This is a genomic window from Mesorhizobium sp. WSM4976 (assembly GCF_029625685.1).
Classification (GTDB): domain Bacteria; phylum Pseudomonadota; class Alphaproteobacteria; order Rhizobiales; family Rhizobiaceae; genus Mesorhizobium.
In genome coordinates this window covers 43,001-63,854 of record NZ_JARTVT010000019.1, presented here as the reverse complement: position 1 = coordinate 63,854, position 20,854 = coordinate 43,001, and the positions used below count along the sequence as shown (strand labels likewise).

At 63.7% G+C, this 20,854-nt stretch carries 20 protein-coding genes and 1 pseudogene; 16 read left to right on the top strand and 5 right to left on the bottom strand.

Features of this window, described 5'->3' with window-relative positions:
• The first annotated feature begins 131 nt into the window (after positions 1–131).
• Genes P9272_RS22715 through P9272_RS22705 form a run of 3 tightly spaced genes read left to right on the top strand, consistent with a single transcriptional unit; the run spans position 132 to position 3,870 of the window.
• Positions 132–1,748, top strand: a complete 1,617-nt coding sequence (locus P9272_RS22715) for a GMC family oxidoreductase N-terminal domain-containing protein (RefSeq protein WP_278162259.1) — start codon at positions 132–134, stop codon at positions 1,746–1,748.
• A complete protein-coding gene (locus tag P9272_RS22710) occupies positions 1,745–2,956 on the top strand; it encodes a mandelate racemase/muconate lactonizing enzyme family protein (RefSeq protein ID WP_278162258.1) in 1,212 nt (403 codons plus the stop codon). Before P9272_RS22715 ends, P9272_RS22710 begins: the two co-directional genes overlap by 4 nt.
• Positions 2,953–3,870: an NAD(P)-dependent oxidoreductase gene (locus tag P9272_RS22705; protein WP_278162257.1), complete on the top strand. Its 918-nt coding sequence runs from the start codon at positions 2,953–2,955 to the stop codon at positions 3,868–3,870. The genes P9272_RS22710 and P9272_RS22705 overlap by 4 nt, the downstream gene beginning before the upstream one ends.
• 72 nt (positions 3,871–3,942) lie before the next feature.
• On the opposite strand, the gene P9272_RS22700 is transcribed toward P9272_RS22705, so the two are convergent.
• Positions 3,943–4,881 carry a diacylglycerol kinase family protein gene (locus tag P9272_RS22700; protein ID WP_278162256.1) on the bottom strand — a complete coding sequence of 313 codons (939 nt, stop codon included), beginning with the start codon at positions 4,879–4,881 and terminating at the stop codon, positions 3,943–3,945.
• An 808-nt stretch (positions 4,882–5,689) separates the two neighbouring features.
• Between P9272_RS22700 and P9272_RS22695 the strand changes: the two genes are divergently transcribed.
• Both P9272_RS22695 and P9272_RS22690 read left to right on the top strand, forming a co-directional pair.
• Positions 5,690–6,205, top strand: a complete 516-nt coding sequence (locus P9272_RS22695) for a hypothetical protein (RefSeq protein ID WP_278162255.1) — start codon at positions 5,690–5,692, stop codon at positions 6,203–6,205.
• A 205-nt stretch (positions 6,206–6,410) separates the two neighbouring features.
• Entirely contained in the window at positions 6,411–6,893 is a 483-nt protein-coding gene (locus P9272_RS22690; protein ID WP_278162254.1) for a DUF2314 domain-containing protein, read from the top strand.
• A 3-nt stretch (positions 6,894–6,896) separates the two neighbouring features.
• Here P9272_RS22690 and P9272_RS22685 read toward each other — a convergent pair whose 3' ends face one another.
• Positions 6,897–7,052 carry a hypothetical protein gene (locus P9272_RS22685; protein WP_278162253.1) on the bottom strand — a complete coding sequence of 52 codons (156 nt, stop codon included), beginning with the start codon at positions 7,050–7,052 and terminating at the stop codon, positions 6,897–6,899.
• Positions 7,053–7,078: 26 nt separating this feature from the next.
• Here P9272_RS22685 and P9272_RS22680 point away from each other — a divergent pair, with 26 nt between their 5' ends.
• On the top strand, positions 7,079–7,315 hold the full coding sequence (locus tag P9272_RS22680; protein ID WP_278162252.1) for a hypothetical protein: 237 nt from the start codon (positions 7,079–7,081) through the stop codon (positions 7,313–7,315).
• 46 nt (positions 7,316–7,361) lie between these two features.
• On the opposite strand, the gene P9272_RS22675 is transcribed toward P9272_RS22680, so the two are convergent.
• Positions 7,362–8,405: a CapA family protein gene (locus P9272_RS22675; RefSeq protein WP_278162251.1), complete on the bottom strand. Its 1,044-nt coding sequence runs from the start codon at positions 8,403–8,405 to the stop codon at positions 7,362–7,364.
• Between the two features lie 148 nt (positions 8,406–8,553).
• Between P9272_RS22675 and P9272_RS22670 the strand changes: the two genes are divergently transcribed.
• The 7 genes from P9272_RS22670 (at position 8,554) to P9272_RS22640 (ending at position 16,732) form a co-directional block, all read left to right on the top strand.
• Positions 8,554–9,810, top strand: a complete 1,257-nt coding sequence (locus P9272_RS22670) for a hypothetical protein (RefSeq protein WP_278162250.1) — start codon at positions 8,554–8,556, stop codon at positions 9,808–9,810.
• 174 nt (positions 9,811–9,984) lie between these two features.
• Positions 9,985–13,080: an excinuclease ABC subunit UvrB gene (gene uvrB, locus P9272_RS22665; protein WP_278162248.1), complete on the top strand. Its 3,096-nt coding sequence runs from the start codon at positions 9,985–9,987 to the stop codon at positions 13,078–13,080.
• A gap of 309 nt (positions 13,081–13,389) precedes the next feature.
• The gene (locus P9272_RS22660; RefSeq protein WP_278162247.1) at positions 13,390–14,910 is read left to right on the top strand and encodes an ABC-F family ATP-binding cassette domain-containing protein; all 1,521 of its coding nucleotides are present in this window, start codon (positions 13,390–13,392) and stop codon (positions 14,908–14,910) included.
• 124 nt (positions 14,911–15,034) lie between these two features.
• Positions 15,035–15,424, top strand: coding sequence for a nuclear transport factor 2 family protein (locus P9272_RS22655; RefSeq protein ID WP_128258373.1), 390 nt, complete (start codon positions 15,035–15,037; stop codon positions 15,422–15,424).
• Between the two features lie 91 nt (positions 15,425–15,515).
• On the top strand, positions 15,516–15,698 hold the full coding sequence (locus tag P9272_RS22650) for a hypothetical protein (RefSeq protein WP_278162246.1): 183 nt from the start codon (positions 15,516–15,518) through the stop codon (positions 15,696–15,698).
• Positions 15,699–15,851: 153 nt separating this feature from the next.
• On the top strand, positions 15,852–16,268 hold the full coding sequence (locus P9272_RS22645) for a glyoxalase/bleomycin resistance/extradiol dioxygenase family protein (protein ID WP_042645760.1): 417 nt from the start codon (positions 15,852–15,854) through the stop codon (positions 16,266–16,268).
• 110 nt (positions 16,269–16,378) lie between these two features.
• The gene (locus tag P9272_RS22640; RefSeq protein WP_128258375.1) at positions 16,379–16,732 is read left to right on the top strand and encodes a DUF1428 family protein; all 354 of its coding nucleotides are present in this window, start codon (positions 16,379–16,381) and stop codon (positions 16,730–16,732) included.
• 128 nt (positions 16,733–16,860) lie between these two features.
• Here the strand turns inward: P9272_RS22640 and P9272_RS22635 are convergent, their stop codons facing one another.
• Together P9272_RS22635 and P9272_RS22630 are read right to left on the bottom strand one after the other, a co-directional pair.
• Positions 16,861–18,495, bottom strand: coding sequence for a tetratricopeptide repeat-containing sulfotransferase family protein (locus P9272_RS22635; RefSeq protein ID WP_278162245.1), 1,635 nt, complete (start codon positions 18,493–18,495; stop codon positions 16,861–16,863).
• Between the two features lie 198 nt (positions 18,496–18,693).
• Positions 18,694–19,085: pseudogene (locus P9272_RS22630) on the bottom strand (Kazal-type serine protease inhibitor domain-containing protein).
• A 450-nt stretch (positions 19,086–19,535) separates the two neighbouring features.
• On the opposite strand from P9272_RS22630, the gene P9272_RS22625 reads away from it, so the two are divergent.
• From P9272_RS22625 to P9272_RS22615, 3 genes are all read left to right on the top strand, one after another.
• Positions 19,536–19,748, top strand: a complete 213-nt coding sequence (locus tag P9272_RS22625; RefSeq protein ID WP_006202520.1) for a cold-shock protein — start codon at positions 19,536–19,538, stop codon at positions 19,746–19,748.
• Between the two features lie 235 nt (positions 19,749–19,983).
• Entirely contained in the window at positions 19,984–20,196 is a 213-nt protein-coding gene (locus P9272_RS22620) for a cold-shock protein (RefSeq protein WP_006202521.1), read from the top strand.
• Positions 20,197–20,426: 230 nt separating this feature from the next.
• Complete coding sequence (locus tag P9272_RS22615) at positions 20,427–20,837, top strand: BA14K family protein (RefSeq protein ID WP_128258377.1); 411 nt, start codon at positions 20,427–20,429, stop codon at positions 20,835–20,837.
• Positions 20,838–20,854: the final 17 nt, after the last annotated feature.

The following is a 20,854-nucleotide window of genomic DNA, read 5'->3' as shown; positions in this document are numbered from 1 at the left end:
GCTCTGCTGAAAGCGAAAACTGCGCCGCCGGAGCAGTCGCTTTTTTCACAAGCCATGCCGGAAGGTCCGGCGACGACGTGAACCGGCAATGTCTAGGCTAGACCGCGAATTTCGGAGCGCGCCCGCCTGTCATGCAGACTTATGATTTCATCGTCGTCGGCTCCGGCTCGGCCGGTTCGGTCGTGGCCGACAAATTGTCGGCTTCGGGCCGCTTCTCGGTGCTGGTGCTGGAAGCCGGCGGAACCGACCGGCGCTTCTACGTCCAGATGCCGCTCGGCTACGGCAAGACTTTCTTCGACCCCATCGTCAACTGGAACTACAAGGCCGAGCCGGATCCGGGCCTCGCCGGCAATGCCGACCACTGGCCGCGCGGCAAGCTGCTCGGCGGCTCGAGCTCGATCAACGCCATGGTCTTCATCCGCGGCGCGCGCGAGGATTTCGACGCCTGGGCCGCCGCCGGCAATCCCGGCTGGAGCTATGACGACCTCCTGCCCTCCTTCAAGGCGATGGAAGACAACGCGGCCGGCGCCGACCGGTGGCGCGGTGTCGGCGGCCCCCTGCATGTCACCGATTGTTCGCGCGCGGTGCACCCGCTGACCAAGCGCTATCTCGCCGCCGCCGAGCAGGCCGGCCTCCCCTTCAATCCCGACTTCAACGGCGCCTCCCAGGAAGGCGTCGGCGTCTACCAGATAACGACCAAGAACGGCCGCCGCATGTCGGCCGCCCGCGCCTTCCTGCGGCCGGCGATGAAGCGCGGCAACGTCCGTGTCGAGACCAACGCGCTGGCGACGAAAATCCTGTTCGAAGGCACGCGCGCCGTGGGCATCGAATATGAGCAGAACGGCGAGAAGAAAACTGCTCGCGCCGGCCGCGAGGTGATCCTCTCGGGCGGCTCGATCAACTCGCCGCAGCTGCTGCAGCTCTCCGGCGTCGGGCCGTCGGCGCTGCTTGGCAATTTGGGCATCCCGGTCGTCGAGGCCAACGACAATGTCGGCGCCAATCTTCAGGACCATGTCGGCATCAACTACACTTTTAAAGGCAAGCTGCCGACGCTGAACCAGATCCTGCGGCCCTGGTGGGGCAAGCTGCTCGTCGGCATGCAATACATCCTGCTGCGCTCCGGACCGTTGTCGCTGTCGATGAACAATGCCGGCGGCTTCTTCCGCACCGACGCCTCGATGGAGCGGCCGAATATGCAGCTCTATTTCCAGGCCTTCTCGACCGTCATCCCGAAGAGTGGTGAACGTCCGATCCTGACGCCCGACCCCTGGCCGGGGTTCTCGATCGGTCTGTCCAACTGCCGCCCGTCGAGCCGCGGCGAGATCATGATCCGCTCAAGCAATCCGCGCGACTATCCGAGGATCACGGCCAATGCCTACTCCACCAATGCTGATGTCGACGAGATGCTGGCGGCGGTGAAGTTCGTGCGCAGGATCGCCGCGATGCCGGCGATGGCCGACATCATCGAGGAAGAGGTTTTGCCTGGACCGTCAATCACTTCGGATGCCGATCTGATCCAGGACTTCAGGAAACGCTCGGGCACGGTCTATCACCCGGTCTCGACCTGCCGCATGGGGCCGGACGCCGCGCGCGCCGTCGTCGATCCGCGACTGAAGGTTCACGGGCTGGAGGGTCTACGCGTCATCGACGCTTCGATTTTTCCCGACAATATCACGGGCAACACCAACGCCGCCTCGATACTGACAGGGTGGAAGGGCGCCGACCTGGTTCTGGAGGATCAGAAATGAAAATCACCGACGTCAAGACCTGGGTTGTCGGCAACCCGCCCCCTGGCATCGGTGGCAAGTATTTCATTTTCGTCAAGATCACAACCGACGGCGGCGTGGTCGGCTATGGCGAAGCCTACAACGCCACCTTCTCGGCGCATGTCACTGCGAAAATGATCGAGGACATGGCCGAGCGGTATCTCGTCGGATGCGACCCGCACGACATCGAGAACTTCTTTCGCCGCGCCTATTCCTCCGGCTTCACCCAGCGCCCCGACGTCTCCGGCATGGGCTGCTTCTCGGCGCTGGAAATGGCCTGCTGGGACATCATCGGCAAGGAGGCCGGCAAGCCGGTCTACAAGCTGCTCGGCGGCCAGGTCCATGAGACGCTGCGCTCCTACACCTATCTCTATCCGCATTCCGGAAGCGTCCATTCTGAGGATGCGCGCGGCCAGAATGTCTACAACGACCCCGACATGGCTGCCGCCTGCGCGCTTGAATATGTCGAGCAGGGCTTCAACGCAGTGAAGCTTGACCCGGCCGGCCCCTACACCGCCTATGACGGCCACCAGCCGCGCCTGATCGACATCGATCTGTCGGCGCGCATGATCAAGGCGATCCGTGAGGCGGTCGGAACGCGGGCCGACATCCTGTTCGGCACGCATGGCCAGTTCACTGCTTCGGGCGCGCTGCGGCTTGCCCGCGCCATCGAGCCTTTCGATCCGCTGTGGTTCGAGGAGCCGGTGCCGCCGGATATGCCGGAGGTGATGGCGCAGGTCGCCCGCGGCACCTCGATCCCGATCGCCACCGGCGAGCGGCTGACGACCAAGTTCGAGTTCGCCCGAGTCATCGAGAACCGCGCCGCCACAATTCTGCAGCCCGATCTCGGCCGCTCCGGCGGCATCCTGGAAACCAAGAAGATCGCCGCCATGGCCGAGGCCTACCACATCCAGGTGGCGCCGCACTGCTATTGCGGCCCGATCGTCGGTGCCGCAAACATCCAACTGGCGGTGACGCTGCCCAACTTCCTCATCCTGGAATCGCTGAAACAGTGGGACGGTTTTCACGCCACGCTGCTCAAGAAGAAGATCGAATGGCAGGCCGGCAACGTGATCCCGTCGAAAGAGCCCGGCCTTGGCGTCGAGCTCGACGAGACGGTCTGCGACGCGCACCCCTATAGCGGCAAGGACCTGCATCTGCAGATGATGCAGACGCCGTTGATGCCATGACCCTCGCTTACGCCTTCATCGGACTTGGTCATCTTGGCGGCAATCTCGCGGCCAGCCTGCTTCGCAACGGCTTTGCCGTCACGGTGTTCGACAGAGACCCGGCGGCGGTCGAGCGCCTTGTCGCGCTCGGCGCCACGGCGGCGACGAGCCCGGCCGAGGCCGCCGCCCGCGCCGGCAATGCGATCACCTGCCTGCCCTCGCCGAAGGTCAGCGAAGCGGTGCTCGCCGGCGCGGACGGATTGCTGCAGGGTCTGCCTAAGGGTAGCACCTGGATCGAGATGTCGACCAATGGCCGCGACGAGATTCTGCGACTTGCCGCGCTTGCTTCGGCAATGGGCATCGAGACGCTGGAATGCCCGGTCACCGGCGGCGTGCATCTGGCGGCCGCAGGCAGGATCACGGCGCTCGTTGGTGGCGACGCCACGCTCTACGAGCGCCATCGCCCGGCCATCGAAGCGATGTGCGCGAAGTCTTTCCTGATGGGGCCCGTCGGCTCGGCTGCGGTCATCAAGGTCATCACCAACATGCTGGCCTTCATCCATCTCGTCGCAGCCGGCGAGGCATTGATGCTGGCCAAGCAAGGCGGCCTCGACCTTGCGCAAGCCTATCACGCGATCGTAGCCTCCTCCGGCAATAGCTTCGTCCATGAGACCGAAAGCCAGCTCGTGCTCAACGGCTCCTACGACATCGGCTTCACCATGGACCTGGCGCTGAAGGATCTCGGCTTCGCGCTCGCCATGGGCAGGGAGTTCGGCGCGCCGCTCGATCTGGCGACACGCGTCAACGCGATCTTCGAGGAAGGCAAGCGTGCCTATGGGGGCAACGCCTGGTCGACGCAGATCGTCAAGCTGCTCGAGGATGCGGTGGGTGTGGAGCTTCGCGCGCCGGGCTTCCCGGCCAGGCTGGAAGTATGACCCGGCAACAATTCAGTCAACTATTTCAATTATCTGGCCGCACCAGCTGAATCAAACGCTCACAGAGTTGATTCAACCTCTCAGCGTCAGCGCCCCGGGCAGTATCTCGAAAGTCGCCGGAATCCGCCCCGGCGACTCGCCGTCTATGTCGACCAGCGCGCCGTTCATCTCGACATCGCCCAGCGGCTCGACCAGCACCTTGCGGCCGCGCAGGATGGTGATCGCCGGATGGTTACGGTGCCTGCCGCCATAGAGCAGGCGGATGTCTCTTATCAGGCCGAGCTTGCCGGCGGCGCGCAGGATGACGATGTCGAACTGGCCGTCGGCGAGCTCGGCGTCCGGGGCGATCATCATGCCGCCGCCGAAGAATTTGCCGTTGGCCACCGCCACCAGCGCCATGCGCGCCTCGACCGGCTCGCCGTCGTCGATGGTGATCCGGACATCCTGGAAGCGATAGCGGATGAACTCCAGGACCGTGCGCAAGAAGAACAGCGCCTTGACCGACACCATGCCCTTGCGCTTGTCGGCATTGACGGCGCGATCCGTCGCGCCGGACAGGCCAAGGCCGGCGATGTTGATGAAGTGGCGGCTAGCCAGCGCGCCATGGTCGTCGATGTAGCAGACGCGGCCGGCGTCGATTTTCCGGCCCTTGGCATCCGCGATTTGCTTGACCGAAGCTCCTATGCCGCGCGGCAGGCCAAGCCCGCGCGCGAAGTCTATGCCGGTGCCGCAGGGCAAAAGTCCAAGCGCGCTTTCATGACCGATCTCGTCCTGCGCCTGCAGCAGCCCGTCGGCAACCTCGCTGGCGGTGCCGTCGCCGCCGGCCGCAATCACCAGCTCGCATCCGCTGGCGGCGAGGTCGATAGCCAGCCGCTCGGCGTCGCCGCTGGCTTGCGTCTCGCGCAGGTCGAAATCGCCGAAATTCGCCTTGAGCGACGCCGCCGCCTCCGCCCAGTGCCGCTTGAGCCTGCCGCCTCCGGCAATCGGATTGAGAACCACGCCGACCTTCAATCCCGACCCTCCCCCGAGGCACATCCCGCAAATGCGCGGCAGAGTCCACGCTGGCGCCCAAAGTCTTTTGCCGACATTCAAACGCGGACCGGTCGGCGGGGCAAGGCTCCAACATGGAAGGTCGCTAAAAAAGCGGGGCAGGCTGTCTAAGGGGTTCGGCCGCCGAATTCCGAGGGTTTTGTCGTCGGTCCCCGATAATCCCGCTATCCACAGGCGGGCGGGCATTCCCTGAACCCCTTACCCGGCGTACATTCAACCCATCTCAGGCGGCCACTGAACGCCCCAGCCGAAAGGCAAAAGCGCAAGGCGGATTTCCTGAGGCCCGTACGGCCCAGAACGAGAGCAGGCTCGCCTGTTGGAGGGACGGATGCCGAGACCTACGGGTGCCGCGGAAAGCGTGCCAACGCCGACGGCGGACCGATGCTGCCATGAAGGCCGGGAAAAACCTTCGATGGCACGCCGGGAGAAGCCCGCAAGGGTGGAGATCGGCGTGGTCTGGAACGGGCGCTGCCCTCGGGTGGCGACTGGCAGGACCGTCAATATCAAGGCTGGCCTGGCGCGACGACTTTACGGAAGTTGCTGCCTCAACCGGTTCCTGATCTGACAGGGAGGCGCTGGGAGAAATCCCAGCGCCGACTGTCTTTTGGGACAGGCCAAGCCTGCCTGAGGCATTTTGGTCACAGTCGCCGCCTCAGCAACCTTCGGAAACGTCCCGTCATCCACATTTCATAATCGCGGCCAAATCCCGCCTTGTTCGGCGCGGATTGATGCAGGTGGGGATGGGGAACAATTTCGAAGGGACAAGACCGTGATCAAGACCGCCCTTGTCGCCATGACCATCGTCGGCTGCGACTGCGACGCCAAGCTCTGCGAATATATCGGCGAGACGCCGGCCAAATGGGCGACGATCGCCGACTGTGAAGCGGCGATGAAGAGCCAGATGTTGCACCAGCGCAATTTCAACTATCCGCTGGTTTCGGGCATTTGTCGCGCCAAGGGCTCGGCCACTTCCTCCGAGCTTGCCGCGAAAGCATCCAGGCCGGATCTGAAGCCCAGGAACCGCATCGTCGAAACCATCGCCCCGCTGCCGCCCGAACTCGACCATCGCCCGAGCGTTCCCGTCGGCGGAGCAGTGACCGCCAGCGAAACGGAATCAGCGAAGCCGGTCGCCTTCGACGGGTCGGTCGACGGCGGCCGCGCCGTGCTTTACCGAACCAAGGCCGGCTATGCCGTGGTCAAGACCGATCTAAGCCGCGCCGCGGGCGCTACGGTGGACGCGGCGAAGCGCTCGGCAAGCTGGCTGGCCGGATTGACCGGGCTTTGATCCGGACCACTACAGTTTAATCTTCAGGGTCTCCCAGAACTTGTCGATCGTAGGCCGTTCGGTGGCGTTGTCCTGATCGCCGATGCGCGTTCTGTCCTCTCCGCGCAGTTCCATTCGACCTATTCTATGTTGGCGGGGCCGGTTCGATTGATACTGCCGACTTATTGCAGGAAGATAGAGCCCTTAATTGGAATTGGGGGACATCATGACCTTTGCCGTTCGTGTCGCGTTATGCCTACTGCTGGCGCTCGCTCCATTGCCCGCTCGGGCGGAAGGCGACGACAAGGCCATGATGATCGCGTCCGACGATGCCGAGATGGCTACCGCGATCGAGAAGGCGCGGTCGAGCCTGGACGAATTCCTGGCCTTGGCCGACGCCCCGCCGCCAGGAACCGACAGGTTCAAGCTGAAGGTGATGATCGCCGACGGCAATGCGACGGAGCATTTCTGGGTCATCCCCTTCAAGCGGACCGAGACCGGCTTCGTCGGCATATTGGCGAACCAGCCGGAAATCGTTCAAAACGTCGTCCTCGGCCAGAACATCGAATTCACCCGGGACGATATTTCCGACTGGGGCTACACCAGGAACGGCCGTCAGGTCGGCAGCTTCACCGTCTGCGTGATGCTGAAGAAGATGTCGAAGGAAGAAGCGGAGTACATGCGCACCCAACACGGCTTCGACTGTTGAGGTCTATTCGGCAACCTCGTCCTTTGCACCGATCTTGCGCACCAGCGCAGCGGTGGCCAGCATGGCGCCGAGATCGGTGTTTCGCGTAGCATCCTGTCGAACGAGTTCGGCCGGTACTCCATTCCGGTAGCGCACGTCGCGCACGAAGCCGAGGATCATGGCAGCTGCGTATCGCGGAAAGATTGTTGCAGCTGCGTCGCCGGCCTCAGCGCCTGGAAAGAGAGCAGCTCCGCGACGACCATGCCGCCGAGATGGACGGGCCGACGAACACGGGCACCCGCCAGCGGACCTGTCTCCGGGCCGACGCCCGTTTCGCGTCATACTCCTCGATGCCGTGCCTGATGCCCGCGATCATCGCCTCGCTCGGCATGAAATCCGCTGCTTCCATGGCCGCCCCGGCCGCCGCTGAGATCGGCTTATGACAGCGGCTTTTGCGCGAACGTCGGATGTGCCTGCCGCGGGAGGGGGCTAGTTGCCCGAAATCGGGAAAACCGTCTCCAGCCGGGCCGCGACGCGCTGCTTGAGCGCAGCGCCCAGAGCCTCCACCGGCACAAGCCACTCATGGCCGCCTTTAGCTAAGCGCATGAAGAAATGCAGCCGGTAGGCGGCGATCATGCCGCGCGTGGCTGCATCGGCGCTAATATCGACTATGAGGATCGACCCTATGCGGCCGGGCCATGGCGGCTTGGCGAAGGCAGTGCCGAGGAAATCGCCGAGCCCATAAGCGGTGACGCTGCCACCGATGCGCTCGATTGGCTGCACCACATGGGCATGATGGCCGACGATCAGCCCGGCGCCCTTGTTCGCCAGCAGCCTCGCCAGCACTCGAGTCGCCGTGCGCGGAAAATGCCGGAACTCCCAGTCCCAGTGCGGCACCGCGCAGGTAAGGTCGACGCCGGACATGGCGTCGCGGGGCCATTCGGCCGCCTGCATCGAGATACGTTCCTCAAACGGCGCGGCACCGGTGTTGCGCCAGAGCGTGAAGGCCGCGAAGCCGATCGTCAGCGATCCGGCGGCATGACGCTGGACAGATCCGCCGGCAACCGTGCCGATTGTTCGGATTCCGAGCCGGTCGAGCGCCACAAGCGTTTCCTCGAAACCGGCTATGCCCTGATCGAGCACGTGATTGTTGGCCAAGGACAGCACGAGCCTGTCGCGCGCGATGCCGGCGGCTGCGAGCGCATCGGCCAGGAAATTCTCGCTCATCGCATGATGCGTGCCGAGCCGCGTCCCCATGGTCGTGTATGGACGTTCGACGATCGGGCTTTCGCAATTGCCGACCACAAGGTCGGCAGACGAAAGCAGGGTGGCAATCGCCGGATCGCATTCCGGTGCATCGCGATTGGCAACGGCCGAAATGTCGCCCACGAACGCCAGCCGCACGGTTCGGATGGGCGACGGAGCGATCAACCTCGCCTTGGACGCAGCGAAACCATTGCTGTCGCCGCCGAGCGACGGTCTCAGCAAGCGTGGCAGCCACGACAGTTTGTAGGAGAGCGGATAATTCGACACGGGCAGGTCCAGTTTTGCTTTGTCTAGACTGTCTGCCCGGCCGATTGAAGCCGGCCCCCGCATCGAAAGCAGGCCCGCCAAATCGGTGTGGGGGCGACGCCACGAGTCGAATGCGTGTATGATTGCTACATGACGCATGTGGAGGGCGATGACAGTGCGTAGAGCGATCCTTGCAGCAGCCTTGTTTGCATTCCTGCCGACGTCCTTCGCCCGAGCGGAGATGCCGGACGCAGCCAAGTCCATGTTCGAAGCGAAGAGCGTGGTTGAGCGGAACACGGCGCTATCGACGCTGGAGGCGTCAGCGGCCAAGGACCCGGCCTCGGCCTATGCGGCGGGTGCCGGTGAATTCTTCACCGCGCTTGAACTCCTCGCCGGCGGCTTGCATCGCCATGGCTTCGAGAGCCCGAAATCCTTCATGTTGCCGCTGATGCAGCTGCCCGTGCCGGACAATCCCAACCCGCAGCCGCTGACCTATGAGAAATTCCGCGCCATCCTGGTCTCTTTCCGTGACCGGCTCGAAAAATCCGCCGCCATGCTGGGCTCCGTGCCAAAAAGTGCCGACATCGGCATGGTCGTCGACCTCACCCGCGCCGGTATCGACCTCAACGAAGACGGCGCCATCACGCCCGACGAAAGCTTCGCCGCGATCATGGCCTCGCTCGCGCATGGCAGCATCGACACGAGCGCTGCCGCGCCTTCGCTCACCTTCCGCTTTGATCGCGCCGACGGTTTCTGGCTGCAAGGCTATGCCGAGTTCCTGATGGCGCAGGCCGATTTCTGGCTAGCGCATGATTTCAGGGCCATGTTCGACGGCTCGTTCCACATGCTGTTCCCGCGCGCGAAATTGCCTTTGCAAGACACTCTGGTGCCGCCGGACGGCGGGATGAGCGGCAATATCTTCGCCTCGGAATGGCGCTTCGCCGACTTCGTCTCCCTGGTGCATCTCGTCAACTGGCCGGTGGTCGAGCCGGAGCGCCGGCGGGCCGCGCGCCGCCACCTGCTGGAAATGATCCGGCTTTCGCGCGAGGACTGGAAAGCGATCCTGGCCGAGACCGACAATGACCGCGAATGGCTGCCGGGACCGCAGCAGAAGGGCGCCAATCCCCTCACCGGCCTGGAGGTCGGCCAGGAGCAGGTGACGGCCTGGCTCGCCACGCTGACCATGGCCGAGGACCTTCTCGAAGGCCGCGCGCTGCTGCCGCATTTCCGCATCACCGGCAAGGGCATCAACATGAAGCGCTTCTTCGACGAGCCGAAACCTTTCGACCTCGTTCTGTCGATCACCGGCCCAGGCATCGCGCCCTATCTCGAAAGCGGCAGGATCCTCACCAGCGATGATTTCGACCAGATCCAGCGCGAGTTCGGCGGCGCCGGCTTTTTGACCTTTGCGCTGTGGTTCAATTGAGTCTTGGGTTCTTCGCCCCGGTGAAATGGGGAGATGAACCGTTGAGGTTGGCGTCGACCTGCAATCAAATCACGACGCAGCTCCTGACAGCCTTCTGTCAGCAGCGTCCGCGCCCGGCTGGCGCCATTTCACTCGGCTCTTTCCATTTGGGCCGAGTCCACCCATATTCGGGCCATGGCCAGACATCCTGACAAGAAGACGCCTTCGCAAGACGGCGCGCCGAAGCGGCGCAGCCCGCTGACCGACTTCCTCGACGCCGCCGAGCCGCTGAATACGGGCGGCTTTGCCGAGGCGCCGCAGGCCGAGTTTTCCGGAGCGCCGCTGACCGGATCGATCTCCGATTGGGCCGGGCAGATCGAGCGCGAGGCGGAAAAGCAGCCGAAGGCGAAAGCTCCGAAGAAGATCCCCGAACGCTCGTCGGCGCCCGGGCGCACCGCGCGCGGCACCTCGATGGGCGGCGCGGCCTCGGCCAAGGAGCGCGCCGCCGCCGGCCTCAACCCGGTCGCCGGCCTCGACATCAGCCTGGAGGATGCCGAGCAGGTTTCGTCCAGCGGCGTCACCGCCACCGTCGCGGCGCTGTCGGCCCTGATCGAATCCGGCAATCCCCTGCACAAAGACGGCCAGCTCTGGACGCCGCACCGTCCGGCCCGTCCGCAGAAGTCGGAAGGCGGCATCGCCATCAAGATGGTGTCGGATTTCGAGCCCGCCGGCGACCAGCCGACCGCGATCAAGGACCTCGTCGAAGGCGTCGACCGAAACGACCGGAACCAGGTGCTGCTCGGTGTCACCGGCTCGGGCAAGACCTTCACCATGGCCAAGGTGATTGAGGAGACGCAGCGCCCTGCCCTTATCCTGGCGCCCAACAAGACGTTGGCCGCGCAGCTCTACGCCGAGTTCAAGAAGTTCTTCCCCGAGAACGCGGTCGAGTATTTCGTCTCCTACTACGACTATTACCAGCCGGAAGCCTACGTCCCGCGCACCGACACCTACATCGAGAAGGAATCATCGATCAACGAGCAGATCGACCGCATGCGCCACTCGGCGACGCGCTCGCTGCTCGAACGCGACGACGTCATCATCGTCGCTTCCGTCTCCTGCATCTACGGTATCGGCTCGGTCGAAACCTACACGGCGATGACCTTCCAGATGCAGGTCGGCGATCGGCTCGACCAGCGGTCGCTTCTCGCCGACCTCGTCGCCCAGCAATATAAGCGCCAGGACATCAACTTCGTGCGCGGCTCGTTCCGCGTGCGCGGCGACACGATCGAGATCTTTCCCGCCCACCTGGAAGACCGCGCCTGGCGCATCTCAATGTTCGGCGACGAGATCGAGTCCATCACCGAGTTTGATCCGCTGACCGGGCAGAAGACCGGCGAGCTGAAGAGCGTCAAAATCTACGCCAATTCGCACTATGTGACGCCGCGCCCGACCTTGAATCAAGCCATCAAGTCGATCAAGGAAGAACTCAAGCATCGCCTGCAAGAGCTTGAAAAAGCTGGACGCTTGCTGGAGGCGCAGCGGCTGGAACAGCGCACGCGCTTCGACCTGGAGATGCTGGAGGCGACCGGCTCCTGCGCCGGCATCGAGAACTATTCGCGCTATCTCACCGGCCGCGCTCCGGGCGAGCCGCCGCCGACGCTCTTCGAGTATGTGCCGGACAATGCGCTGATCTTCATCGACGAAAGCCACGTGACCGTGCCGCAGATCGGCGGCATGTATCGCGGCGACTTCCGCCGCAAGGCGACGCTGGCCGAGTACGGTTTCCGCCTGCCCTCCTGCATGGACAACCGGCCGCTGCGCTTCGAAGAATGGGACGCGATGCGCCCGCTCTCCGTCGCGGTTTCGGCGACGCCCGGCGGCTGGGAGCTGGAGCAGTCCGGCGGCGTCTTCGCCGAGCAGGTTATCCGCCCAACCGGCCTTATCGATCCGCCGGTCGAGGTGCGCCCGGCCAAGAGCCAGGTCGACGATGTCGTCGGCGAGATCCGGGAGACGACGAGGCTCGGCTACCGCACGCTGGTCACCGTGCTTACCAAGCGCATGGCCGAGGACCTCACCGAATATCTGCATGAGAACGGGATCCGCGTCCGCTACATGCATTCCGACATCGACACGCTGGAGCGCATCGAGATCCTGCGCGACCTGCGCCTCGGCGCCTTCGACGTGCTGGTCGGCATCAACCTTCTGCGCGAAGGCCTCGACATTCCCGAATGCGGTTTCGTCGCCATCCTCGACGCTGACAAGGAAGGCTTCCTGCGCTCTGAAACCTCGCTGATCCAGACCATCGGCCGCGCCGCCCGCAATGTCGACGGCAAGGTCATCCTTTACGCCGACCAAATCACCGGCTCGATGGAGCGGGCGATGGCGGAGACCAACCGCCGCCGCGAGAAGCAGATGGAGTGGAACGCGGCCAACGGCATCACGCCGGAATCGGTCAAGTCGCGCATCGCTGACATTCTCGACTCGGTCTACGAGAAGGACCACGTCCGCGCGGACATCTCGCAGTTCACCGACGATGCGGGCGCCATGATCGGCAACAATTTGAAGACGCATCTCGAGGCGCTCGACAAGCAGATGCGCGACGCCGCCGCCAATCTCGACTTCGAGAAGGCCGCCCGCATCCGAGACGAGATCAAGCGGCTGCGCGAGATGGAGCTTGCCATCTCCGACGACCCGCTGGCGCGCGAGGTGGAAAGCCAAAGCCCCGCATCGGGCCGCGAGAAGGGCAAGCACAACAAGGGCGTGGCCAGGCATCGCACGGCCGAGGAGCAGGAGCGTTTCCGCAGGCTCGACGAAGCCCGCGCTGCCGAGGAGGCGGCCAAGGCCGCCCGGCCCAACATGTTCCGCAAGCCGCATCTCGACGAGATGGGCGCCGACGGCGCCGTGCCGTTGAAGAAGCCGCTCTTCGCCAAGCCGTCGATCGACGATATGGGCCCCGGCACGGACATGGCGACGCCGGCCGGCGCAGTGTCGCGCTCGCTGTTCAAGAAGCAGTCGGCACAGGAAGCGCATGGCTCCGACTTCGGCATCCCCGGCGACCGCACCAAGCCGTTGTTCAGGAAAAACTCACTCGACGAGATGACGGTGCGGCGGACGGAAAAGCCGGTCGAAGGAAAGGTACCGGCGAAGCCAAGGCCGATTTCCCCCACGCCCGAAGGGCGCGACGACAAACCGATCGTCCGCCAGCGTTCGGGCATCGGCTCCTACGAGGACCCTGCCGACGAGCGCCGCCAAAAGCGTCGACCGGGCAAGACCGGGAGGCCGGGGCAGTAGCACCTTCTTTCTTCTCTCGGAAAAGGGAAGTACTCCACCGCCTTCTTGCCACTCGCCCCTCCCCGATGTACCCATCTCAACTCCAACATCTGGAAAAGGAGGGCTGCGTGTCTATCGATCACCATCGTCAGCGTGGCCCGATTTGCGCCCTGCGAGCTTGCTTGCAGGGCTGACCGGACGGTCCTCCGGGTTCGTCCCGTTTCGATTTTTGGTCTGCCCATCGTGGTGCCGCTAAGCTGATCTGTTGATTGGCCAGCGTACCGTCAAAGTGCATCAGCCGGACGTTCCGGCAAGACCAGAGAAATCGACATGGCCTTGATCAGCCTCAGATCCCTCGGCGTCACCATGAGTGCGCCGCTCTTCTCCAACCTCGACCTCACCATCGGCGCTGGCGACCGGCTCGGCATCGTCGCGGCCAATGGCCGCGGCAAATCCACGCTTCTCAAATGCCTGGCCGGCGAACTCGAACCCACCGCCGGCGACATCACGCGATCACGCGGCCTGCGCGTCGGCCATGTCGAGCAGTCTGTTCCCGACGCGCTGCTCGGCCGCATCTTCCATGAGGTCGTCGCCGACGCGTTGCCGGGCGAGCAGCGCGACACCGAGTTGTGGCGGGTCGATGTGGTGCTGGATTCGCTCGACGTGCCGGAAGACATGCGCGGCCGGCCGATGCGCGCGCTGAGCGGCGGTTGGCAGCGGCTGGCGCTGATCGCCCGCGTCTGGGTCACTGATCCGGACGTGCTTCTGCTCGACGAACCGACCAATCATCTCGACCTCGCCAGGATCAGCCAGTTGGAGGACTGGCTCAACGCGCTGCCGCGCGACGTGCCTGTGATCATCGCCAGCCATGACCGCGCTTTCCTCGACGCCACCACCAACCGCACGCTGTTCCTGCGTCCGGAGGAGTCGCCGGGGTTCGCTCTGTCCTATTCGCGCGCCAGGCAGGCGCTCGACGAGCTCGACGCCGCGACGGCGCGGAAATTCGAGCGCGACATGAAGATCGCCCAGCAACTGCGCAAGCAGGCCGCCAAGCTGAACAACATCGGCATCAATTCAGGCAGCGACCTGTTGACGGTAAAGACCAAGAAGGAGCGGGCCGAGAAGCTCGAGGACGCAGCGGTGGCCTCGCATCGCGAGCGTTCGGCCGGTGCCATCAGGCTGGCGAACCGCGGCAGCCACGCCAAGGTGCTGATCACGCTGGAGGACGTGGAGGTCGAAACCCCCGACGGCACGCTGCTGTTCAGGACCGGCAAGCGCCATATCTGCCAGGACGATCGCATCGTGCTGCTCGGCCGCAATGGCGTCGGCAAGACGCGCTTCATCGCCATGATCCGCGACGCCATTGTCGAACCCGGCTCGATTGCGAACATCAAGGTGACGCCATCTACCGTGCTCGGCTACGGCGACCAGGCGCTGTCCGCCATCAATGGCGAAGACACACCGCGGGCGATGCTGTCGCGCCGGTTCGAGATCGGCGAGCAGCGAGCGCGTTCGCTTCTTGCCGGCGCCGGCGTGGCCATCGAAATGCAGGAGAAAAAGATCGGCGCTTTGTCGGGCGGGCAGCGGTCGAGACTGATGATGCTGGTATTGCGGCTGACCAACCCCAATTTGTATCTGCTCGACGAGCCGACCAACCATCTCGACATCGATGGGCAAGAGGCTTTGGAGGACGAGTTGCTGAAGCATCAGGCAAGCTGCCTGCTTGCCTCGCACGACCGCTCCTTCATCCGCGCCGTCGGCAACCGCTTTTGGCTGATCGAGAAGCGGAGACTGACCGAGGTCGACGACCCGGAAGCGTTCTTCCGCTCCGTCGCCGAAACGCCGAACTGAATAAATCTGCCCGGTCGGCATCCGAAGCAATGCCGGCCAGTAGGTTTTGCCGCCAGCCGGCGATGCTTTTCCATCTGCTAAAAAAGGAGCATCTTGGATTGCTCAGCCATGGAGGGAACGGGCCATGCGTGCAGTGGAAATCGTCAGCAATCTCTATAAAGCCTATGCGGACCGCGACATCGAGGGTGCCTTATCACGGTGCGCCGAGGATGTCGTGTTCCGCTGGATTGCCGATCCCCGGCAATCGCGTCATGCCGGCACCGCGCACGGCAAGCAGGAATTCCTCTCCAGGCTCCTGGCGCTCGACGATGACTTCGAATACCGGCACTTTGTCCCGGTCGAGATCATCGACGGTGGCGACAAGGTTGCCGCGCAGGTCGAGATCCACATGACGCGCCGCACCACCGGCGAGGAGTTCATCATGCGCACCGCCAATTTCTGGACGATCCGAGACGGCGAGATCATCGAGATGGTGGAATATTACGACACCGCGCTGGCGGCATCGGTGTTCTGAAAAGATTGGAGCGATCTGTCGGATCGCCTGTTACCGCCCCGTCCTTGGGACGCCGACACGATGATGCCGGCCTCAACCAGGGAGAATTGTCATGTCCGTCCTGTCATCCATCGGTCGTCTCGCCAACCGGTATGCGGCGGCTCGCGCCCGTCATCGCAGCGAGCTCATCCTGCTTTCGCTGCCCGCCGAATTGCGCAAGGACATCGGCTTTCCGGAGATTTTCGAAACGCGCGAAAGCCGGCGCGCCGCCACCTTCTCGGCGAAGGTCATATGAAGCGGCACTCTCAATGCGATAGTCCTCGGGTCGTCCCCCGGGGCTGCCATGAACCGGCCCTCTAAGAAATTTCCGGCAGGCGTGTAGGATCGCCGCCGCTTCGTCCGTCCTTGGGCCGCAAGCTAGGTCAAACCCGTGAAGAGGAACACGAAAATGAACGATCAGACCCCGCCCCGCGCCAAAGTCCTTGGCGGATTGACCCCCTATCTGCAGGTCGACGGCGCCATCAAGGCCGCCGAATTCTACAAGAAGGCTTTTGGCGCGGAGGAAGTGTTCGCCTATCCGCCGGACGACAAGGGCCGCACCATGCACATCCATCTCTACGTCAACGGCTCGACACTGATGCTGGGCGACGCATATCCCGAACACGGCCACCCGCATCAGGCGGCGCAAGGCTACACACTGCAGCTCCATCTCGGCAGCGACGACATCGATGCCTGGTGGCAGCGCGCGGTCGATGCCGGCTGCGAGGTCGTCACCCCGCTGCAGGTGATGTTCTGGGGCGATCGCTGGGGCCAGGTGAAGGACCCCTTCGGCATCGCCTGGGCGATGAACGCGCCGGTGAAGTGAATTACCTAGCGAGCAAGCGTTGCCTGCCTGCGGCATGGCTGACGCGCTCACAGGCGCCGGGTCGTCTCCCCGCCGACCCGGCGCTCATTTTCCAGCAATGGAGTTTCACCATGTCCTATGTCGACGGTTTCGTGATTGCCGTGCCGCAGGCAAATCTCGATGACTACAAGAAGCTGGCCAACATCGCAGGCCCGATATGGATGGAGCACGGCGCGCTCTCCTATGTCGAATGCATCGGCGACGACGTGCCGTATGGCGAGCTGACCTCGTTCCCGCGTGCCGTGCAGGCGAAGGACGACGAGATCGTCATCTTCGCCTGGGTCGTCTACGAATCCAGAGAGAGTCGTGACGCGGTCATGGCCAAGGTGATGGCCGATAAGCGTCTCAAAATGGACTGGTCCGCAATGCCCTTCGATGGCAAGCGCATGATCTTCGGCGGCTTCCAGCCATTTATCGAGCTTTGAGGAACTCGGCCCCAGCTGGGTTGAGATTGATGTGAGGCCGAGTCGAGAATGGTTGTTCCCGAGAACCGGAGCGGAGGAGCACCGGAAGCGCAAGGAACCGCCGTTCGCAGGCCGGCCTCACCTTAATATCAGCCTAGCTTGTCCAGCAGTGGCTTCAGCCGATCCCCATAGCGCTTCCAAAGATCGACCGAGCCTTGATACATCGGCTGGCGCACCTGCGCGGCGGAAGCAGTGCGCACCGGCCGATCCGTCTCGTGGAAGGACAACACCTTGTCGTCCCAGGGCAGGCCGAGATATGCCATCAGCGCCCGCGTCTGCCCTTCCTGGTCGGCAACGAAATCCTCATAGCGCACATCGTGCACGACGCCAGGCAGCACCTTGTGCCAATGCGCCATGATGTCGGTGTAAAGGTTATGGAAATCCGCGAGCTCGCCGAGTTCATAGCCGTAGCGATGGCTGTCGCCGCGGAAATGCACCTTGAAGATGGACAGGCAGGTGGCGGCCGCATCGCGGGCGCAATGCACGATCTTCGCCTTCGGCAGCATCATGTGCAGGAAGCCGACCAGCATGAAGTTGCCCGGCATCTTGTCGGTGACATGGCGGTAGCCCGGATATCGGCTATGCAGCATGTCGAGATACGCCTGGCCCGCCTCGGCGAAGGCCTTGTCGGGCATGTCGGCGATCCCGGCGGGAAATCCACCCGGCATGCCCATCGGAAACTGCTTGCCGACCGCGGTTTTCAGGATGTTCAACTCGCCGGCGCCAAAGACTTGCGGATGGCTGGCGATGATCTGCTCGACCAGCGTGGTGCCGGAACGCGGCATGCCGACGACGAAGATCGGCGTGTCGTCTGAAATATCGCTTGTCCGGTGCTTCTCGAAGAAGGCCGTGTCGAAGGCCGCCTTCATCGCCTCGAATTCGCGGCGCGTGCGGACCGGATCGTAGTCGATGCCCTGGCGACGGATGGCATTGCCCTCGGCGAAATAGTCGAAAGCGCGGCCATAGTCCTTGAGGTCGTCGTGGACCTTGCCGAGACCGAAGGAAAGCTGCATGCGCGCCAGGCTGCCCTGCGGCGCCTTGGCATGCTCGGCCTCCATGCCGGATAGCTCTTTGTCGCGATCGGTCTGACGCTTGACCTGGCTCAAAAGCAGCCAGGCCTTGGCCATGCCGGGAACAACCGCCACCGCCTGTCTGGCAAGATCGGCGGCTTCACCGAGCTTGCCCTTCTCCATCATGGCCACGCCCAGCCCGTAAAGCAGCTCAGCATCCTTCGGCCGGATCGACAGGGACTCGCGGAACAGGGCTATCGCCTCATCCAGTCGCCCGGCCTCCTGCAGCGTTTCCGCAAGCCCCATGCGGGCGCGGACATGGAACGGGTTGCGGCCGATCGTGCCGCGATAGATCTCCTCGGCGGCATCGAACTGGCCGAGCTGCTTCAGCGACGAACCGAGATTGTCGCGCGCGGCCAATTGGTCCGGCTTGATATCCACTGCGCCGCGAAAGAAATCGACCGCGGCGGCGACCCGACCGAGGTCGCGCATGACGGTGCCCATATTGTTGAGGAAGTCAGCGTTCTGGGGCTGCAGCGTCACCGACTGTTCGATGAGTTCGAGCCCCTCCTCGCTGCGTCCAGTCTGGTGCAGCAGCAGTCCGAGAAAGTGCAAGGCGGCGGCATGGTTCGGCTGCTGCCCCAGGACCTGCCGATAGAGCGACTCGGCTTCCTGACGGCGTCCGGCCTGGTGCAGCTGCAGCGCCCGTTGCACATAGGGGTCGAGCGGGCTGGCCGTTCCTGACTTGCCGCCCGCATTCGCCGCTCTTCTTTGATCTCTGTTAATGGGAAACCTGCCGTGTTTGTTGGTCCGCCGGACCTAAGCCATGCGGGCAAGAGATTCAAGGCTAAGCAACACCACGCGTGTTGCCGTGTCTATACCCGTCTGTTGAGACCGACACCGCGTTGCTTCTCAACACTGTCCGTCGCCGACGATGCGGTAATCCGCCGCGCGGGCCTCGCATGCGTTCGGGAAGCTGCGCACTCGCCCGTGGCGCCTGGCGCAGACCGGGCGTCTTCGCGCGTGCAGAACGTCTGCTCGCCGCCTCCGCCACCGCCGTCGCGGCAAGGGCCGTCACGCACGATGCGGTATCCTTCCCTTTCAGCCAGGCAGGCATTGGCGAAGGTCTGGCGATCGCCGCCATGCCGGGCGCAGACCGGTTGGTATTGCATGGTGCAAAGCTGCGGATGCGGCCCGGGCGGGCGCGGCCGGGGCCCATCGTCGACGACCACCGTACAGGCCGCCAGCAGCGCGGACAGGATGAAAATGACAGCGCCTTGACGCGAGACCGCAAGAAATCGCATTTGTCCCTCCTCCTCCATCCCGGTTCGGTGGCGCCGGCACGCGATATCCTTGCATTTCGCGGTGAACGCAACCGCCGTTTGTGGCGCCGCCAGGCTTGGCCGACAACCCTCGCTGGCCCATGCTTGGGCCCTCTCTGGCCGATGACCCATGCCGGCACGGGGTCTATCGAGGCCCATCGTTGGACGCGCCGCAGGCCGCCCGCGACCGTCGTCTTGCAACCATCACGTTTCCGTGTAATAAATTTCCTCGTTCGGGCATTTACGACCCGGAGAGCGGAACGTTTTGGACGACCTTTCCCCGACAAGTGTGAATCTCTGACAGCCCCGTTTTTCGGCGGGGGGTTTTGACCATGCGCGAATGCATGACCGCCGAAGCAACCACCGGGATTTGCCCAAGGCGCGAGGCAGCGGGCAAACCACAAGACTGACACGGGTGAAGGAGTTTCCCCAATGGCCCAGACCGGTACCGTAAAGTTCTTCAACGCCACCAAAGGCTTCGGCTTCATCACGCCCGATGGCGGCGCCAAGGACGTATTCGTCCACATTTCCGCGATCGAGGCATCCGGCCTGCGCACGCTGGTCGACGGCCAGAAGGTAACCTTCGACGTCGAGCCGGACCGCATGGGCAAAGGCCCTAAGGCGGTCAACCTGCGCGCCGCCTGACCGGCGCAATCGCCTGTCCTTGCGGATGCAATGATGCGGCAGGTCATAAACGGGCTTTTGGACAGGCTCGAAATTGCGAAGGCGCGACCGAACCGTCGCGCCTTTTTCGCGCGCAAATGCTTGGATCGGCAGGCGAAAACTTTCTCTTGCCGATGACGCTAAAATAAAGGACAAATTTCCTCTCGGGCAATTTGCCGGCCCGAGACTTGACTTGATGGGATCAAAGGAGTTTCCCATGCCGCAGACCGGCACCGTCAAATTCTTCAACCATGCCAAGGGCTTCGGCTTCATCACGCCCGACGATGGCGCAAAGGATGTCTTCGTCCACATCTCGGCCGTGCAGGCGTCGGGCCTTCCCGGTCTTGAGGATGGGCAGAAAGTGACATTCGACACCGAGCCGGACAAGCGCGGCAAGGGTCCGAAGGCCGTCAATCTGTCGATCGGCTGAGCCGCTCACGACGGATCCGACGGAGGCTATGTCAGGCGGGGGCGCTCCCGCCCGGTATCGGGCTGTGCCCAAGTCTCGAAAGACTGCCAGGCCACGAAATCGCCAGGCCATAAAAAATCGTTTGCGCCGATTTCCGTTCAGCCTCCGTTCAGCCACGGTCTTCTATTAACCTTTGCTAAAGCCGGTCCGTATCCCCAAGAATGCGCGGGCCGGCGCGAAGGAGACCGAAGATGAACCGTTTTCTCAAGACCGCAATCCTGGGCGTAGGCATTGCCGCGACCACCCTGGCCACCTTCTCGTCGGCCAATGCCGACGACTGGCGCTGGCACCATCATCGCGATCATGGCGGCGACGCTCTTGCCGCCGGCGTTGTCGGCCTCGCGGCCGGCGCCCTGATCGGCAGCGCGCTCAGCAACCCCGGGCCGCGCTATTACGAACCGTCCTATGGTGACGACTACTATGTCGACCCGCCGGTGCGTCGCTACTATGTGCAGCCGCGCGTCGTCTATGCCGACCGCTATGCCGAGCCGTGGACCCGGGCCTGGTACGAATATTGCTCAGATCGCTACCGCACCTTCAATTCGCGGACCGGCACCTTCACCGGCAGCGACGGCGACCAGCATTTCTGCGTCGCGAACTAAGCAAATCCAGGGTTCCC

What these genes read in the sequence shown, in the direction of transcription:
- P9272_RS22715 (WP_278162259.1), top strand. Translation starts at nt 132, where the DNA reads ATGCAGACTTATGATTTCATCGTCGTCGGCTCCGGCTCGGCCGGTTCG.
- P9272_RS22710 (WP_278162258.1), top strand. Translation starts at nt 1,745, where the DNA reads ATGAAAATCACCGACGTCAAGACCTGGGTTGTCGGCAACCCGCCCCCT.
- P9272_RS22705 (WP_278162257.1), top strand. Translation starts at nt 2,953, where the DNA reads ATGACCCTCGCTTACGCCTTCATCGGACTTGGTCATCTTGGCGGCAAT.
- P9272_RS22690 (WP_278162254.1), top strand. Translation starts at nt 6,411, where the DNA reads ATGACCTTTGCCGTTCGTGTCGCGTTATGCCTACTGCTGGCGCTCGCT.
- P9272_RS22685 (WP_278162253.1), bottom strand. Translation starts at nt 7,052, where the DNA reads ATGATCCTCGGCTTCGTGCGCGACGTGCGCTACCGGAATGGAGTACCG.
- P9272_RS22670 (WP_278162250.1), top strand. Translation starts at nt 8,554, where the DNA reads ATGACAGTGCGTAGAGCGATCCTTGCAGCAGCCTTGTTTGCATTCCTG.
- uvrB (WP_278162248.1), top strand. Translation starts at nt 9,985, where the DNA reads ATGGCCAGACATCCTGACAAGAAGACGCCTTCGCAAGACGGCGCGCCG.
- P9272_RS22660 (WP_278162247.1), top strand. Translation starts at nt 13,390, where the DNA reads ATGGCCTTGATCAGCCTCAGATCCCTCGGCGTCACCATGAGTGCGCCG.
- P9272_RS22655 (WP_128258373.1), top strand. Translation starts at nt 15,035, where the DNA reads ATGCGTGCAGTGGAAATCGTCAGCAATCTCTATAAAGCCTATGCGGAC.
- P9272_RS22650 (WP_278162246.1), top strand. Translation starts at nt 15,516, where the DNA reads ATGTCCGTCCTGTCATCCATCGGTCGTCTCGCCAACCGGTATGCGGCG.
- P9272_RS22645 (WP_042645760.1), top strand. Translation starts at nt 15,852, where the DNA reads ATGAACGATCAGACCCCGCCCCGCGCCAAAGTCCTTGGCGGATTGACC.
- P9272_RS22640 (WP_128258375.1), top strand. Translation starts at nt 16,379, where the DNA reads ATGTCCTATGTCGACGGTTTCGTGATTGCCGTGCCGCAGGCAAATCTC.
- P9272_RS22625 (WP_006202520.1), top strand. Translation starts at nt 19,536, where the DNA reads ATGGCCCAGACCGGTACCGTAAAGTTCTTCAACGCCACCAAAGGCTTC.
- P9272_RS22620 (WP_006202521.1), top strand. Translation starts at nt 19,984, where the DNA reads ATGCCGCAGACCGGCACCGTCAAATTCTTCAACCATGCCAAGGGCTTC.
- P9272_RS22615 (WP_128258377.1), top strand. Translation starts at nt 20,427, where the DNA reads ATGAACCGTTTTCTCAAGACCGCAATCCTGGGCGTAGGCATTGCCGCG.